At 39.5% G+C, this 16,658-nt stretch carries 17 protein-coding genes; 11 read left to right on the plus strand and 6 right to left on the minus strand.

Features of this window, described 5'->3' with window-relative positions:
* Positions 1-22 precede the first annotated feature (22 nt).
* Complete coding sequence (locus LBB20_02955; GenBank protein MDR2735769.1) at positions 23-1,657, minus strand: hypothetical protein; 1,635 nt, start codon at positions 1,655-1,657, stop codon at positions 23-25.
* Between the two features lie 242 nt (positions 1,658-1,899).
* On the opposite strand from LBB20_02955, the gene LBB20_02960 reads away from it, so the two are divergent.
* Complete coding sequence (locus LBB20_02960; protein MDR2735770.1) at positions 1,900-3,252, plus strand: MATE family efflux transporter; 1,353 nt, start codon at positions 1,900-1,902, stop codon at positions 3,250-3,252.
* Here LBB20_02960 and LBB20_02965 read toward each other — a convergent pair.
* Entirely contained in the window at positions 3,246-3,506 is a 261-nt protein-coding gene (locus LBB20_02965) for a hypothetical protein (protein ID MDR2735771.1), read from the minus strand. The genes LBB20_02960 and LBB20_02965 overlap by 7 nt on opposite strands.
* A gap of 156 nt (positions 3,507-3,662) precedes the next feature.
* Between LBB20_02965 and LBB20_02970 the strand changes: the two genes are divergently transcribed.
* The 5 genes from LBB20_02970 to LBB20_02990 all read left to right on the plus strand — a co-directional run bounded on the left by LBB20_02970 (position 3,663) and on the right by LBB20_02990 (position 8,450).
* Positions 3,663-5,114 (plus strand): NAD(P)/FAD-dependent oxidoreductase, encoded by a 1,452-nt coding sequence (locus LBB20_02970; GenBank protein MDR2735772.1) that lies wholly within the window; start codon positions 3,663-3,665, stop codon positions 5,112-5,114.
* 51 nt (positions 5,115-5,165) lie between these two features.
* On the plus strand, positions 5,166-6,476 hold the full coding sequence (gene eno, locus LBB20_02975; protein ID MDR2735773.1) for a phosphopyruvate hydratase: 1,311 nt from the start codon (positions 5,166-5,168) through the stop codon (positions 6,474-6,476).
* Positions 6,477-6,515: 39 nt separating this feature from the next.
* Positions 6,516-6,980: an NYN domain-containing protein gene (locus tag LBB20_02980; protein ID MDR2735774.1), complete on the plus strand. Its 465-nt coding sequence runs from the start codon at positions 6,516-6,518 to the stop codon at positions 6,978-6,980.
* A 238-nt stretch (positions 6,981-7,218) separates the two neighbouring features.
* Positions 7,219-7,605 carry an RNA-binding protein gene (locus LBB20_02985; GenBank protein MDR2735775.1) on the plus strand — a complete coding sequence of 129 codons (387 nt, stop codon included), beginning with the start codon at positions 7,219-7,221 and terminating at the stop codon, positions 7,603-7,605.
* Positions 7,606-7,757: 152 nt separating this feature from the next.
* On the plus strand, positions 7,758-8,450 hold the full coding sequence (locus LBB20_02990; protein ID MDR2735776.1) for a hypothetical protein: 693 nt from the start codon (positions 7,758-7,760) through the stop codon (positions 8,448-8,450).
* Between the two features lie 2 nt (positions 8,451-8,452).
* Here the strand turns inward: LBB20_02990 and LBB20_02995 are convergent, their stop codons facing one another.
* Both LBB20_02995 and LBB20_03000 read right to left on the minus strand, forming a co-directional pair.
* Positions 8,453-9,571, minus strand: a complete 1,119-nt coding sequence (locus LBB20_02995; GenBank protein MDR2735777.1) for an LptF/LptG family permease — start codon at positions 9,569-9,571, stop codon at positions 8,453-8,455.
* Between the two features lie 3 nt (positions 9,572-9,574).
* Positions 9,575-10,207, minus strand: coding sequence for a 1-acyl-sn-glycerol-3-phosphate acyltransferase (locus LBB20_03000; protein MDR2735778.1), 633 nt, complete (start codon positions 10,205-10,207; stop codon positions 9,575-9,577).
* A 155-nt stretch (positions 10,208-10,362) separates the two neighbouring features.
* On the opposite strand from LBB20_03000, the gene LBB20_03005 reads away from it, so the two are divergent.
* The 5 genes from LBB20_03005 to LBB20_03025 all read left to right on the plus strand — a co-directional run bounded on the left by LBB20_03005 (position 10,363) and on the right by LBB20_03025 (position 14,705).
* Positions 10,363-10,599, plus strand: coding sequence for a ferredoxin (locus tag LBB20_03005; GenBank protein MDR2735779.1), 237 nt, complete (start codon positions 10,363-10,365; stop codon positions 10,597-10,599).
* Positions 10,600-10,720: 121 nt separating this feature from the next.
* Positions 10,721-11,761, plus strand: a complete 1,041-nt coding sequence (locus LBB20_03010) for a hypothetical protein (protein ID MDR2735780.1) — start codon at positions 10,721-10,723, stop codon at positions 11,759-11,761.
* A 12-nt stretch (positions 11,762-11,773) separates the two neighbouring features.
* Positions 11,774-12,352 (plus strand): polysaccharide export protein, encoded by a 579-nt coding sequence (locus tag LBB20_03015; GenBank protein ID MDR2735781.1) that lies wholly within the window; start codon positions 11,774-11,776, stop codon positions 12,350-12,352.
* A gap of 133 nt (positions 12,353-12,485) precedes the next feature.
* Complete coding sequence (locus LBB20_03020) at positions 12,486-13,490, plus strand: hypothetical protein (protein MDR2735782.1); 1,005 nt, start codon at positions 12,486-12,488, stop codon at positions 13,488-13,490.
* A gap of 18 nt (positions 13,491-13,508) precedes the next feature.
* Positions 13,509-14,705, plus strand: coding sequence for a hypothetical protein (locus LBB20_03025; protein MDR2735783.1), 1,197 nt, complete (start codon positions 13,509-13,511; stop codon positions 14,703-14,705).
* A gap of 6 nt (positions 14,706-14,711) precedes the next feature.
* On the opposite strand, the gene LBB20_03030 is transcribed toward LBB20_03025, so the two are convergent.
* On the minus strand, positions 14,712-15,518 hold the full coding sequence (locus LBB20_03030) for a hypothetical protein (protein MDR2735784.1): 807 nt from the start codon (positions 15,516-15,518) through the stop codon (positions 14,712-14,714).
* Positions 15,519-15,669: 151 nt separating this feature from the next.
* On the minus strand, positions 15,670-16,449 hold the full coding sequence (locus LBB20_03035) for a hypothetical protein (GenBank protein MDR2735785.1): 780 nt from the start codon (positions 16,447-16,449) through the stop codon (positions 15,670-15,672).
* Positions 16,450-16,658: the final 209 nt, after the last annotated feature.

Below are 16,658 nucleotides of genomic sequence, written 5' to 3' on the forward strand. Positions count from 1 at the left end.
TAATTTTACCTAAATATAGTAATCAATTGTTGATAATCTCCGCCACACTGGACACGAAATTAACAACACTATTGCTCACACCCTTTCCAAAGTATCCATCAATCAATCTGGTAGTCAAGGTTTCAAGGTTATCATTCATACTTTTCAGTGACTCTTTTCTCTGTCTGCATTTTTTATCACCTGTGTTGCGAAAAAATCTACCCGTTGCCGGATCAAACAGATTCCGTTGCTGAAGCTCAAACATCAATGAGCGTATAGTAGGTACCTCCAGTGACCTGATCATATTTGCTGTAAAATTTTCAATTATTACATAGGCATTTTGTGTCATATGGATTTTCAATACATTACATAATAACTTAATATTGGTCAAGATTCGGACCAATATTATATTAAACAGCCCACCATTTCCTTTTATAGCCTCTGAAGAATTTCTAAGCATAGTAATCTGTTCCTGAGTAACACATCCATTCAGTAATCCTTGATGGTACACTTCATCATTGGACAGGCATAATCTTATATTATCCTGCAATTCTGCAATATTATCAATATTATCATTTTCCAATGCACCTATTATCATTTCCTTTGCAAAATTTGGGAAAAACTTAGCAAGATTCATATAGATCATTATGATAATCATGTTTTGCAAATTTTGTGGTATGCCGTTTGAAAAATCTATACCACAACCGACCTCTTCCCAACGCTTTTGTAAAATTGTGTTTACGAAACACAGATCAAACCCAATGCCATTTAATAATTCATACTCAAGATTTGAGCACATACGCGCAAAACTCATTGGAAGAGGCATTTTGTCGACATGATTACAGAATCCGAAACAGGATACCTCAGAACATCTAGCTTCAGAAGCTCTATGATAATCTCCTGCATAACTGCCTAAGCAAGTTCCTACCAAATTGACCACATTAGAACCTACCTGATTAAGTATGGTTCGTATTTGATTTTCAATCTCACACATAACCTGCCTTGAAATTTTGATATCAAAACCATGGCAGACAAGCAGTATTTCATCGATGGCTCGCAGTCCTACTTGATGCAAAAATCCATTATTTCCGGAAACAGCATTATTGACAAAATATCTTATGGCCATCTGCTCTCTACCGTTTAACCTATTGCTATCTGGCACATAGGTGAATGGATCACTATTAGCTATAAATAGCCGCAGACTGTCCGATTCCTCCATACCTTGTATGACACAGCCATTATCTCTAAATTCATTTATAATTTGCCTAACAAACGATGGCAATTCATCTGCCACTATACGCAGAGCTATATACTTCATTGAATTTATTATATTCGAAACCGTATCTTCGTCGAATAATTCACTCAATGTTATGCTAACCGAAGACATAGTTTTTTTGAGCATTTTATTTCTGTATCTGGTCGATTCACGTCCTCGTGGATTCTCACCTAGATTAAATCCCATAGAAACCGGGTCATAGACAAAAGATCTAGCTCCGTGTAACTTATTCAATAGTCTAGGCATTTCCAGATTACGCTGTTGTGCCACGACCAAATTACGCCGTTGTGCCACAATATTTTTATCACTATTATTTTTATTAGTCTTGCCAGCCAATGCAATTCCTGATGATAACCCACTAATAGCTGCGTAGGCTAAATATTTCTTAATATTAATATCCATGATGAAAAGAATTTTATTGAATTTTTTTTTAATATCTATAGAGGGAGCACTTTTTTACTTTAAATGTAATTAACCATTCAATTTGATAATTAATTAATAACTTTCTTGACAATTTTGATAATGTAACCTACCTCTGTTTTTACATTTGCATCCTTTAATATTTTTTATTATCTATGCATATATAAATCCCCGTGTGAATATCTTGACAAAATTACAATCCTGTGATTTTGGTAAATAGAGTTATGTTGACTAAATACAAACCAGGTAGCGTTGCTGAGTTATGGGCCATATCTTGGCCTATGATGATGGCTGCCTTGTCGAATTATTTCATGACACTTGTCGATAGAATAATTCTGATAAAATACTCCATCGATGCATTTAATGCGGCTTCCTGCGCCCATCCATTCTATTGGTCATGCATGCGAACCATGATGTCATTCATAGCTGTAACAAGCGTATTTGTCGGATATTTTAATGGTACAAGGAAATATCATCACATAGGCAACGTGGTATGGCAAACCATATTTGTTTCCTTTGCCTATTGGATAATTTTGATTCCAATGATGATATATGCCAAAGCATTTTTGGCAGAACCCATTGAAGCTCTTGGCACACCCTATCTCAGAATTATACTGGCATTTTTACCTTTTTCACTGGCTGGATTTGGGTCCATAGGGTCATTTTTCGTCGGTCGAGGAGATACGCTACTGATGCCGCTAGTGCTGATTATTTCAAACCTAGTAAACATTATTGCAGATGTAGTCCTCGTCTTTGGAAAGCTAGGTATGCCAGAGATGGGAATAAAAGGTGCAGCCTATGCTACGGGAATATCAAATGTTACCGCTTTTATCATATTTCTAATGATATTTTTGAGAAAAAATTATGCAGAAAAGTTTCATACAAACGAGATCAAGCTATCACCGGGATTATTAAAAAAATGTTTTTCCATAGGGTTTCCAAGCTCTATGAATTCGCTGATAAACTCTATTGGCACAGCAGTAATATTCCAGATTATAGCAAAATTTTGTACCAGCGATGACCTGGTTTACTATAACATAGCTTCGTCCATATATATGTTTTTCTGGTTTGTTTTGGATGGTATCGGCAAAGGTGTATGTTCCATATCATCGAATAGCATAGGCAGTGGCGAACTTCAGACGATCAAACACGTATTCCTGTCCTCGTTGAAAATAACCTGTCTATTTGCCGTGGTAACAAGCTTTTTTATGATTATCAATACCGATATTATAATGTTTATGTTCTCCAATGATAATTATCAAAAAAACGCAGATAATATTTTGGCCAATATGCTGATCTGGACCTGGGTAAACATAGTAATCGAAAGTATTCGTTGGACCCTTCAAAACATATTGATTTCTGCCGGTGATACTAAGTTCACAACCGTTTCCAATATAACATGCTTTTGGTTTTTTGCCTTCGCACCAATATCGGTACTGATATGTAAATTTGGCTATGGAGCATTGATATGCTGGCCGTTTTTCGCCTTCGACAATATCATGAGAATCATACCTAATATTATTAGAGTCACCTCATTAAAGTTTAAAAACAAAGCCATGACCTTGTCCTATTACTGATTCTGTCGATCGGTGTTATCTTTGCCATGCTTTGCACCGATTGAGGTTATACAAAACTCCAACATGCTATTGAGTGTTTCTTTATCCTGTTCTTCCAGCCATGAAATCTTGTCGCCTAGCTTAAGTAATTGCACCTGCTTCCATTGGCAATTTTTACAACATTCACATTCATAGTCCAAAGGACAGGATAATAAAAGCCTGGCGATCTGTTGTTCCCGTGACAATCTAAAAAACTCTTCTTGGTTTTCTAACACATTGCATATCCTGGAACTTTTGTACAATTTTCAACTTGAGGTAATCGATATCACAAGATTTACAAAAAATTATTTATGTATAAAAAGTATGTCGATTCTTGTAAAAACACATTTGCTCTTGCCCATTGATACCAGCAATTAATACTAATCAAGTCTATGCATGAATCACAGACTGTCGAAAAAAACGAAAAAAACGAAAAAAACGAAAAAGACAAAAAAAAATACGACATAGCCATAATAGGTAGCGGATTGGCAGGGTTGACCGCCGCAAACTATCTCGCAAAACTTGGTTACAAGGTGTCAATATTTGAACAACACTACGAAATCGGTGGTCTTGCAGCCTGGTTTTCAAGAAAGGGAGGCCATATTTTCGATGTATCATTGCATGGGTTTCCCCAGGGTATGGTCAAATCCTGCAGAAAATATTGGACAAAAGAGATCGCTGACAGCATCGTGCAATTGAAAAGGATCCGTTTCGTGAATCCACAGTTTGACATCGAAACAACCTTCACAAGAGAAGATTTTACGAAAATTCTTGTGAAAAAATTCGGCCTGGCCACAGAGCAGGTCGAGGCATTCTTTACCAGCCTACGTAAGATGAATTTTTATGATGACGACCTGCGCAGCACAAAGCAGCTATTCGAGGAATTTTTCCCAGGACGCAGCGATGTGCATAGATTATTACTGGAACCAATAGCCTATGCCAACGGTTCCACCCTGGATGACGAGGCAATAACCTATGGTATCGTGTTCTCTAACTTCATGAGCAATGGAGTGTTCACCTTCGAAGGAGGTACTGACAGCTTGATAAATAAAATGTCCAATGAACTAAAATCCCATGGCGTAGACATCTTTACCCGTAGCAAGGTCGAAAAAATTCTCGTAGATTCGGACGGAGTTTCACAAAAGAAGGTGATTGGTATTGTTGTAAATGGTCAAAATATCTATTGCCGAACTGTGATTTCAAATGCCAATATATTGTTTACCATATCCACATTGGTCGGTGAAGATAAATTTCCAAAAGAATTCCTGAAAAAAAACCGTTCTGTCCGGATTAATAATAGTTCCTGCCAGGCCTATCTAGGCATCAGAAAGGGAGAAACAATTCCGGATATAGGAGATCTGATTTTTTCTTCGGAAAATAAGGAACTGGACAGTAAGGAGTTATGCCATTTCCATACCAAAAGCAGGACCTTTTCGATGTACTATCCGAAAACCAGGCCACAGCATGAACCTAGCTACGCCATCGTGGCTTCAATGAACGCAAACTGGGATGACTGGGCCAGTCTATCCAAGGAGGAATACAAAAAAGAAAAGTCAAGAATCATCGAAGATTCTATAGTTTCGTTGGAAAAATTCATACCAGATGTCCGGTCAAAAATAGATTACACCGAAGCGGCAACTCCATTGACATTCAACCGGTATACATCCCATCCAAAGGGAACTTCGTTTGGTACAAAATTTGAAGGCCTCGAGGTTTCCATGGATCTCCCAAATCAGATAACCGGCCTATATCACACCGGCTCCGTGGGAATAATAATGTCCGGGTGGCTTGGAGCCATGAACTACGGAGTCATTGTGGCTCACAAAGTTGCTAGCATTTTATGATTAAACCCTTGTGTTTATTTAACATAGATATATTATCTCATAGGAGTTTTTATGAAAGTTACCATATCTAACATTTTTGCCCGCGAGATCATAGATTCCCGTGGGAACCCAACCGTTGAAGTGGATGTTTGCTTATCAGATGGTTCGTTTGGAAGGGCTTCTGTACCATCAGGGGCAAGCACCGGTGAACGAGAAGCCCTGGAATTACGTGACAAAAATGCACCAAAAAATTCATTGGCTGGCATCGATACAAAAAAAAGATTCCGCGGCCTCGGTGTATTACTAGCCGTTAAAAATATCAACAAGCGCCTAGCCCCTATACTTATTGGCAGTGATGCCTTTGATCAAATCGGCATCGATTCCACCATGCTGAAATTTGATGGAACGAAAAACAAGAGCGATCTCGGTGCCAACGCCATCCTTGGAGTCTCTCTCGCCGTGGCTAAAGCTGCTGCTAATTCTGCTAAGATACCTCTATATAAGTACCTAGGTGGAACCAATGCCAAGGTCCTGCCAATCCCCATGATGAATGTGATGAACGGAGGTGCTCACTCCGATGCACCGATCGATATTCAGGAATTCATGATAGTTCCACACAATGCAAAATCTTTTCGTGAATCGGTACGTATGGGTGCAGAAACCTTTCATGCGCTGAAAGATGTGCTTCGATCCAAAGGCCTTTCAACCGCCGTCGGCGATGAAGGTGGGTTTGCTCCAAACCTGGAATCGAATGAAATGGCTCTTAGGGTAATCATCGAAGCCATAGAAGCCGCAGGCTACGAACCCAATAAAGATATCTCCATAGCCCTGGATGTGGCCGCCTCTGAATTTTTCGATGAACACAAAAAACGGTACCTGTTCAAAAAATCCGACCAATCGGTCCATGATGTCAGTTCCATGATAGGGTTTTATAAAGATTTAATAAAAAAATATCCAATAATATCCATCGAAGATGGCCTGGATGAAAACGATTGGGTTGGCTGGAAAAAATTAACCGAAAGTCTGGCAGATAAGATACAGCTCGTTGGTGATGATCTGTTTGTGACAAACCCAGAATACCTCAGTCGGGGAATAAAAGAAAACATCGCCAACGCAATACTTATAAAAGTCAACCAAATCGGTTCGCTCAGCGAAACACTAGATTGCATAGAATTGGCCAAAAGCGCTGGCTATAAATCCATTGTGTCCCATAGGTCAGGAGAAACCGAAGACCATACCATAGCCGACATAGCCGTGGCTACCAATGCGGGCCAGATTAAAACCGGGTCAATGAGCCGTACTGATAGAATTTGTAAATATAACCAACTCATGCGCATAGAGGAAGAACTTGGGGACCAAGCCCTATTTGCCGGCAGATTGTGATGATTATGGATTGGCCAACCAATAAATTGCTAAACAAAAATGGCCGAACATATATTAATCGATGGCTACAATGTTATCCATTCAATAAAAGAATTCAAAAAAAATTTATCTTTTGGTATAAATGCTTCGGCCCAAATTTTTATCCAGGAAGCATCCAGGTTGCTAATGATCATAGATAAGGTCACGCTAGTCTTTGACGGCAAGGATACTAAAACCACCATCGACTACCCCTATAATAGCAAAAGGTTTTGCGTGATATATTCGGATAAAAATACCACTGCCGACACACTTATAGAGCGGATTGTGAGAGAATCCAAGCACCCCATAAACTGCACCGTAATGACCAATGACCATGCCCTCGGTGATACCATAAGATCCGTCGGTGGGATCGTAATGCCATCAGAAGAGCTAATCAACCTTATTTCCGGTGGAGAATCTGTCTGTAAAAGAAGAATTATCTCCAGTAATAATGACCAATCCTTCGGCAATAAGCTATTTGAATGAATAAAATAGCAAATACATTTGAAAAATAGATTGAATATTGCATAATAGTAGTTAGCTAATTCAGAACAGCAAGTAGATGCATTGCGTTTCGGCGTGAAGATTTCCAGGTTGTCACAGATTGTTACAATCAAGAAAGTGGCTACTACAAGCAGATCGAAGGTATATCGTGCCATGGGGTTACTTTTCGATGACGATCTCGTGGCATAACAACATACAGTATAAAAAAAATAATAATATCATGAGGATTTATGTAGGAAATCTTTCGCAGGACTCCACAGAGGATGGCGTGAAGATTGCATTTGAAGCTCACGGTGAAGTAGAAAGCGTGAGATTTATAGTTGATCGGGATACAAACCAACCCAAAGGATTTGGATTCATCGAGATGCCGAAGCAAAACGAAGCAGTGGCTGCCATAACAGCATTGAATGGCAGCGAACTAGATGGCAATGAACTGATTGTCAGCGAAGCTAGGCCAAAACCAAATCCAAGGTTCAGGTCCGGTGGCGGCGGCTTCCGGGGTGGCTATCGAGATGGAAGAGGTGGCGGTGGATCCCACGGTGACTTTGGTGACCGAAATCGGCGTTCCGGCGGAGGATTCCGCGGGAGTCGTGGTGGCGATCGCTAACAGTTAAAACCTATTCCAAAGTTTTCACCGGCCCTATCCATTGGGTCGGGTTTATTTTTATAATTATTTAGACCTAGGCATGCTGTGGTCCTAAAGTCGGCACAGTTTTTATTTCATCCTGGATTATAATTGCAATACATCGATATTGTTATATGGATGTAGACCAATTGGATGGGTATATAATGACCGATTCTGTCCCCAGTCACTGGGAAAACAGATGTTTCTCGATTATAGAGATCATCATTACCCTGGCAATCATTGGTATAATAGCCACGGCCACGGTACCGATGATAAAAAAACTTACATGGAATGCCAATAGGGCGAACGGTGCATCTAATATGAGGCAAATAACCTTGGCTTATGTTCTGCTCCTGTCCGAAAAAAACATTAGCCCAGCAACGGAAGCAGCTTCAATAGTTTCGAATGCCCAGCCGGGTCAAATAACCGACCATATCTATGCAGCCATACTCACCAAACACAGAAATGATTTGAGTCCAAAAATCTTTGCCTGGAAGTCAGATAAAATGGTAAAAACATTCGTCAGGACCAATAAATTTCCATCCACCATCCTTAGCAAACAAACCGGTCAGATGGCCGATAATTTTTCAAACCTTCCGCTGAGTGTGCATTTTTTTGAGGTGGATCCGGATGTTTTTAATAGGCGTATGTCCCCATCTCTAGTACCAGTGGTATGTTCCCGTGGCCTAGCCATTGAACCAGATGGCACATTTAAACTTGATCCGGAAACCGGTGTGTTTGGAGACACGGGTGCTTTCCTAGGCTTTCTTGATGGCCATGTGGAATGGTGTGATACGGCTGATCTAGCCACACTAAATAGGCATTAAAGCTAATGCTTCCATACCTTCATGATCAATGGAATTGCTATGCCAAGTAGAGCCATATTGGGCAGCCACACCAGCCAATGTCCATGGGCTACACCGCTGAGAGATGATAGAAAAGACATCAGGAAATAGTAGCAAAGACTCAGGATTAGTGCCAGGGTAAAATGAAAAAAATTATCCGATTTTTTTGCTATCAGTGCCAGTGGTATCGCCAGTAATGCTAGAACAAACACACCACAGGCCATGGCTAAATTTTTATGTAACTGCATCATTATCAAAGCACTTCTCTGGGTATCTCCAGTCAAATCTGCCTGATTCTTAGCTTCCACTAGGGCTGACAAATTCATGTGGCTTATCTTCCCAGACTTCCAGTCATTGTGGCTAAATATATCATCCAGGCACAAATCAATGGAGAGCCTATCATAGGATATCATTGGCATGCATTTCTCGTAAAACGATTCCGGAGATAGCTCGGGCCTCTTCTCTATATTGCCATTCTCCAGCACAAGAACCAATGCAGCGGAATTTTCATCGTAGGCCAACTCACCGCTCTTTGCACGGCCATAGGATATGACCTTCCTGGCCGTATCCATTTCCCATATATGAAAGTTATAAAACTTATCACGGCCCATTTCTCCACAGTAGATCAAATAACCTGGAAAATCATCTATAAAAGTCCCAGGGGCAATAAATTCCATTGGATTTTCCTTCACCGCATTATGCAACCCACACCTATACAGCTCCATAGAATTTGGGCCCCAGTAAAAATTCACCACCAGCGCAAACACTGAGGATATCACGGCAATAATTATTATCGGCTGCGCGATTTTTTTTATACCTACGCCAGCAGACTTCATAGCCGTTATCTCACCGCTACTACCCATTCGCCCTAGAACTATGAATATTCCTGATATCAGGCCAAGTGGCATGGCATAGGAAATCACCGCCGGCAGCAGTGCCAAAATCAGGCAAAGTGCAGGCAACAGGGATAACTTCCTGGTGGCAACCAGGTCCAATAAGTCCCTGACAGTGTTACCACTTAACAAAACAAATACGAAAAACAACAACGAACCCAACGATGTTTTCAGGATTTCAACGGATATATATCTTGGCAAAAGCTTCATGGTTCACCCTGGTTCCTCTAGCAATCTGATCGCTTCCATAATCCTGTCAGCGGCATACTGGTATCTGTCTTCATGGTTAGGTCCAGGATCATAGATAATACTATGCATTGGCCTCCCCACAACTACGGTGGCTTCAGTATTTATATTTGGCCACCTGGTTTCTTTGCTCCAAATTTCATAGGTTCCAAATAATCTGATAGGTATCACCGGAACCGAAGACCTGCAGGCTAACAGGCCGATTCCTGCCCTAGCCTCATGGATCGCTCCATCCGGAGACCTAGCACCTTCAGGAAATATGACAACGCCATGACCATTTTTCAATAAATTAAACACTTTTTTAATGGCAGCCACATCACTACCGTTATCCCTATCGACGGGAATTGTATTGATCCTACTAAGGATAAACCCAAACAATCCTGGTACTATAAGTGTTTTCCTTGCAAAAAAAAATACATCGCTGCGTTTCATAATTGCACTTATAAACGGCGGATCAAGAAAGCTAGCGTGGTTGGCAGCGGCTATAAACGCACCCGTTTCCGGAATATTTTCAACCCCATAGACACAACCATCAAAAATTTCCACGAAACATAACTTGAAAAATGACTGAACAACAAGGTAGTATGGATTCCAAGCCACAACTCTAGATTCGATTAAGCTGGGAATTTGTCGAGATAAATGTTATTAATCCATCCCAACAACATATTCTTCCGAATTGATAATGTCAACATGCATAGAGGCAAACAGATAGCACACTTGACTAGGTGAAAAATTTAATAAAACTACCCTAGTCTATGGCGAATAAAAATAATAAAAATCGAGAAAATTGCCCTGGTAAATTTTATGTCGATGATCTATGCATTGACTGTGATATGTGTCGTGACATGGCCGGTGAGTTTTTTGTTAGGCAGGAAGAAGAGGGCTATTCATATGTTATCAAACAACCTACATCTAAAGAGGATATAGAAATTTGCGAAGAGGTTGTGGATAGCTGTCCCGTCGGAGCCATAGGCAATGATGGAGATGTCTGATAGTAAAAATTAATGCCAATTTCGATTCTATGTTGGGATTCTGTATCTGTGGATGGGTTTTGGCTTACTTGTTTATTTGATTGTGTTTCTTTCCCTAGGGACGACAGGTCTAGCCAGTCCAATGGTGACAGTCAGTGGGAAAGCAGGAGTTATATATACAACCAACCTGTTTTGTGATGAAAAAGGTACCATCTCTGATAAAAAGGCCTATGTAACACCAAAGATTTCCGTATCCAGCGGTGATATGAATTCCACCGTAGTGACTTCGACATCATTAAAACTGGACGCGTATAGATACGCCAAAATGCACGGTCTAGATGACCTGAATATAGCATCTAGATCGAAACTTGAGGTATTTCTACCATCGAATAACCTAAAATCGAAATTTTCCTATGTCCAGGCAGACACAAACAAACCAGGATTAAATGTGAAAGGCCAGCTGGTTAGCCTGGATACATTCGATACCTATTTCACCTCCGAGCATGAACTTACCGATAAACTGACATTGTCCACCTTGGCCGAGCTTGAAAAGATCCATCTGACGAAAAAGTACAATAATCTCTATGATAGTCAAACCACGTACCTTGAAACCAGCCTTAGCCATGCATTTTCAGACAAAATTAAATTAGGACCACTGGTAAAAACTTCCTACACAAAGAATAAAAGGCCAAAAAAATTTTCCAGCCAGACCATTGCAATCACTTCAAAATATGACCCCAGCTTCAGACTAGAATTAAATGGCTACATTGGACTACAATTCTACAACAGTGACAATAATCAGACTAAAAATTCATTTGCATTTAAAGGTTCCATAGAGTACATTCTTTCGTTTCCGTCAAAAATTATTGCCGAGTTCAAGCAAAAGATGGCTAGCAGCCTTGAAGGCAGCCTACTGCAGAAAACCGTCGCCGAGCTAAAGCTCTTTCTATTAGTATATAGAATGATAGCTGTTGGTATATCTGGCACAGCCCAATATCATAACTACAACAGCTACAAAAGGCATGACAGGGTTGTAAAATTTGGAATAGACTTTCGGGCCTATTTTGGAGAGAATAGATACATCGATATGGTGTCCTATCAATTTATCCAGAATCATTCCGATGTTATTGGAAAATCCTATGTGACCCATATGGTTGGTGTTGGTATAACCTGTGACTTTTAATGCTCAAATATTATGAAGTGGAATATAGATATTTTGGCTAGCTTAGCCATAATGATTATGAGTTGTGCATCTTTTGCATCAAAATCCGAACAACTGAATAAACTGGTACCTCTGGACGAGATATCTATTTCTATTTTTGGAAACCCGGATCTTGAAACCAAAACAATGATATCAGAAAATGGCGAAATATCATTGCCATTAATTGGAAGCATCAAGATTTCTGGACTGACCCAGGATGAAGCGCAAAATATCCTGGAAACTAAATATAGCAATGGCTACCTGAAATCTCCTTGGGTTTCTATCAATATAACAAAGCGAGCGATAAAATATGTAACCGTACTTGGCCATGTTCAAAAACAAGGCGTAGTTGAATTCGAGGCCCATCGCGGCCTTACTCTGACCGAGGCCATTGGTAAAGCCAACGGCCCCACACTAAAAGCTGACATTTCAAAGGTCACTTTGACCTCCACCGATGGTAGCGGTAAAATCAAATCAACCCAAATTGATCTGAAAATGATTATCCAGGGAAAAGCCGAAGACATTCAGCTAAAGGATGGCGACCTGATCTATGTCAAAGAATCCATGTTCTGATCTATATCTATATGGCTATAAAGAAGTAACAACTTACGATGCTTTGGATAATTTTACGTAAAAATTCACCAACAAGACAATAATTTATTGCATATAGATCTATTATGTAAATCATGTCATTTGGAGGTTTAATATGAATAAAAATAAAATAAATAAATGTAGTTTAGCTATCATGTTGGTATCAATGGCTTGCTTTGATGCTGGCAGATGTTATGCCGTACAAGGCTCAGACTCAGATAGCGATGAGGAGTTTGTTGTTGAGGTATCAAATGATGACAATAATATGCAAGGGGAAGATTACTTAGATTTGTGCCCAAATCTTTCTACTGCTATCAAAATAATCACACAGAAATATTATAGAGGCGAAATCACACGTAGAGATTGTTTAAAAAAATACAAGGAAGCTTGTAAGTTATTTGGTTCCGAGTATACATCGTCATTTCGTAAAAATTTAGAGGACTGGTGCCTTAAGTCTAATCGTAAAAATTTAGATTGCTGGGACCTTAGGTCTAATGAGATTGTAAAAGATATTGAGCTTGGTGTAGAGCTTGGTGATATTTTATATTCAATTAGGTATAGGCTCGACCGAAGTGTAGCCGTTGCCAAGAGTAGTGATGAGTATCGTAAAGGATTCATACCTGAGATACTGGAAGCTAAATACCTAATGAGTCGTAAAATTAAAGAAAAAGTGAAAAAATATACCGAAAGCATTGTTGGACTACGTTACGTCCCAAATAATAGCGATAGATTGGCATCACTAAATAACTTAAATAAGAATATAAATGCGTGTCTCTCAGAATGGAAAAACATAAGCAAGTATATCTATGACAGCATTATACCGCTAATAAAAGCCCCTGAGAATTTTGATGAAGAAACTAAGAAGAAGTATCAAATTTCAGAAATGCGTTATGGTTATTTGAAGCCCTATATTGAAGATGTACAAAGAGGAAATGAGTCTCTTGATTCTGATATTGCTAAGGAAATTTTAGATCTTTATAAAAATACAAAGGATAATGGTTTTGATAATGAAAAAAAGATAAAAGAATTAGTGAAAGCGGTTAGAAGTATTATTCTTAATGCTAATAATCCTGAGTTGACCGAAATATTGGATGGATATAATATTGATGAAAATCTGTAATCAATATAATATACAACCATGAGTTTTGGAAGTGTTGGTAGTGGTTCCATTCCGGATGGGATATATGTTAATGGTATACTCGTGGATCCAACAGCGATCCCCGAGGTTACCACTAACGTCAAAAAGAAAAAAGTTTCCGGCGATGCTCAGATTGGTGGTCAGGTGCTAAAAATCGTAGGACCTGAGGGAGTAGGAATCACCAGCGCGCCTGGTGAAGTGGCTGGATATTACCCTACCCTCACCGCTGACCCGACTTTCACCACCGAAGATGGCAAATGGGCAAAGGTGTTACAAAGCTTTGAGCAGGATACCAGTATGCGTATTGGGAACAGTGCAATCACAGCCAATGCAGAAGAATATAACGCCATGTTAAATGGCCTCGATGCCTCTTCAAACATAGCACCAAGTTCACGCACAGCCGCTAGTATTGGTACCCTTGCGGCCCAGGTAGCCATTCTAATGACAAAGAACGCTTCTTTGCAAAAATCCATCGAGCGTGAAATGAAAGCCGAAATGACTCAGCTGCAATATCAGATAGGAATGGATGTGGCCCAAAAAATAAGAGAAAAAGGTGAATTGGAGTTCAACCAAAAGATGGTCGAGGCTTTCAGTGGTATCGTTGAAACTGCCGCCGGAATGATTGCTCAACAAATCGGCCGAAAGATATCTGAACATAATTTGCAAAAATATGACGAAGGTGTTGCACAAATTGACACCACTGCACCCACATCCACACCCAGCGCAAAAGCTGCCGAAACAAGATCAGAACAGGCAGCCGACGAAAATTTTAATCGTGACCAATTTAATGCAAAGCAAGAAATCATAGATCAAAAAATTCAAAACGAGGAAATCATCAATAAAGATGCCAAGACCCTAAGTGGCCCAGCGAATCTAGAACAAAATCAAAGAATGGCCATACCACTTACCGAAGCGGAGAAACAACAGGTTAATATGGAGGCTAGCCTGGCCGGCGATCTAGGTAAAGCCATAGCCGGCTTTGCCATGAAAACAGTTTCCGCACATCTGGGTCTGCAAATCTCCAATAAAGAAGCCGATATCCGTGGTATGGAAGCGCTTAATCAATTGGTTGGAAATATCATACAGAATACCGAAAGTAGCATACGCTCCGCTGACCAAGCTACACAGGCGGCCATGCAATTATTCCAGCAAATCTGCCAGACCCGTCATGAAGCTTTCCAAAGTGTGGTAAGGTAATTATATTCATAAAAGGCCACAATCGTAAATGGAAAAATCACCTAAGTCTTCTTCTTCTTTTTTAATGTCAACGTTGTTGACTCCTTCTCCAGTACCTGGTGGTGTTTCCATCGAACCAGATTTCCTTACTGTTCTGATTTTGATTTCTATTGCATTACATAGATCAGTGGATGGGTTACCAACCTCTTTAGCTATTTTGTATGCATTTTCAAAGAGATCAACATTTTCCTCGGTTACTCCTTCGCATTCCGGTGTAGAGAGCTTTTCAAGAATCTTTAACCAGGGCAGATATACATCACCATGTACTTTACACCAAACCTCATATACAGTAGAGCATTCAAATATATAACACAACATATTAGTCAGCCTACACTTCAATTCTTCTTGACTATTATATAAATTGCCCACATTGTTGTACGACCAGTCTGACATGGCTATAATCTTGCTGCTATCAGGGTTAAGGATGTAGGTAAACCCTAGAAATTTTGGCACTTGACAGAAAAGATTTTTCAGGTTGTAAAAGAATAAAGTGGGAATATCCACGTATTCACCACAACAGATGTTAAAAGCGCTATTATACGTGTTGTTACCAGGACAAAACCAATTTGTGTTTTTGTCGTCTTCAATAAAACTAAAGCTATTGTCACGACAAATTTTACAGAAATTATGCCAAGTTATATAATTACCGTCACAATCAATCCATGATTTGTCTCTTGCATCTTTTAACCAATCTTGCCAAGGGTCAGCACTCAAAAAATTAAACACTGACATGGCCATAAACAACAATATACATTTTCTACTATTATTACACATGTCGTTGATTTTGATAGAGTTATATTTTTTTACAATATTTGTTTAATCAATTGGTTGGAAATATCATACAGAATACCGAAAGCAGCATACGCTCCGCTGACCAAGCTACACAGGCGGCCATGCAATTATTCCAGCAAATCTGCCAGACCCGTCATGAAAATTTCCAATGTGCGATAAAATAATTATGCCTACGAAGCATGTCAGCGTTGTAAGGGTTTCCTCCAGTATCTGGTGGTGTTTCCATCGGATCAGGTTTCCTTACTGTTGCGATTTTTTCTTCTATTGCTCTGCATAGATCAGTGTTCATGTGACAAACCCTTTTGGCTATTTTGTATGAGTTTTCAAAGAGATTAACATTTTCCTTGGTCACTACTTCGCATTCCTGCGAAGAGAGCTTTTCAAAAACCTTTAACCAGGGCCAATATACATACCCATATACTCTCCTCCAAACCTCAAATACACTAGAGCAATCAAATATATAACACAACGCACTGGCCATCTTATCTTTCATTTCTCCTTCATATAAACTGCCCACATCGTCAGACATCCAGTCTAACATGTTTATAGTCGAGTGATTACCATCGTTGAATTCATAGGGATATTTTAAAATATTTTGCATATGACAGAAAAGATCTTCCAGTTTGATAAATAATAAAGTGTTAATATCCCCGTATTCATCACAACAAAACCAATTTGTGTTTTTGTCGTCTTTAATAAAATGAAAGCTATTGGCATGACAAATTCTACAGACATAGGCCCAATTTATATAATTACCGTTACAATCAACCCATGATTTGGCTCTTATATCTTCTAACCAATCTTGCCAAGGGTCAGCACTAAAAAAATTAAACACTGACATGGCAAATTTGTCTCTTATATCTTTTAACCAATCTTGCCAAGGATCAGCACTCAAAAAATTAAACACTGACATAGCAATAAACAACAATATACATTTTCTATTGCTATTGCCCATGTCACTGATTTTAGTAGAGTTATATTTTTTACAATATTTGTTTAATCAATTGGTTGGAAACATAACACAGAATACCGAAAGCAGCATACGCTCCGCTGACCAAGCTACACAAGCGGCCATGCAATTATTCCAGCAAATCTGCCAGATCCGTCATGAAGCTTTCCAAA

Source organism: Puniceicoccales bacterium, from assembly GCA_031283585.1.
Taxonomy (GTDB): Bacteria; Verrucomicrobiota; Verrucomicrobiia; order Opitutales; family LL51; genus JAIRTH01.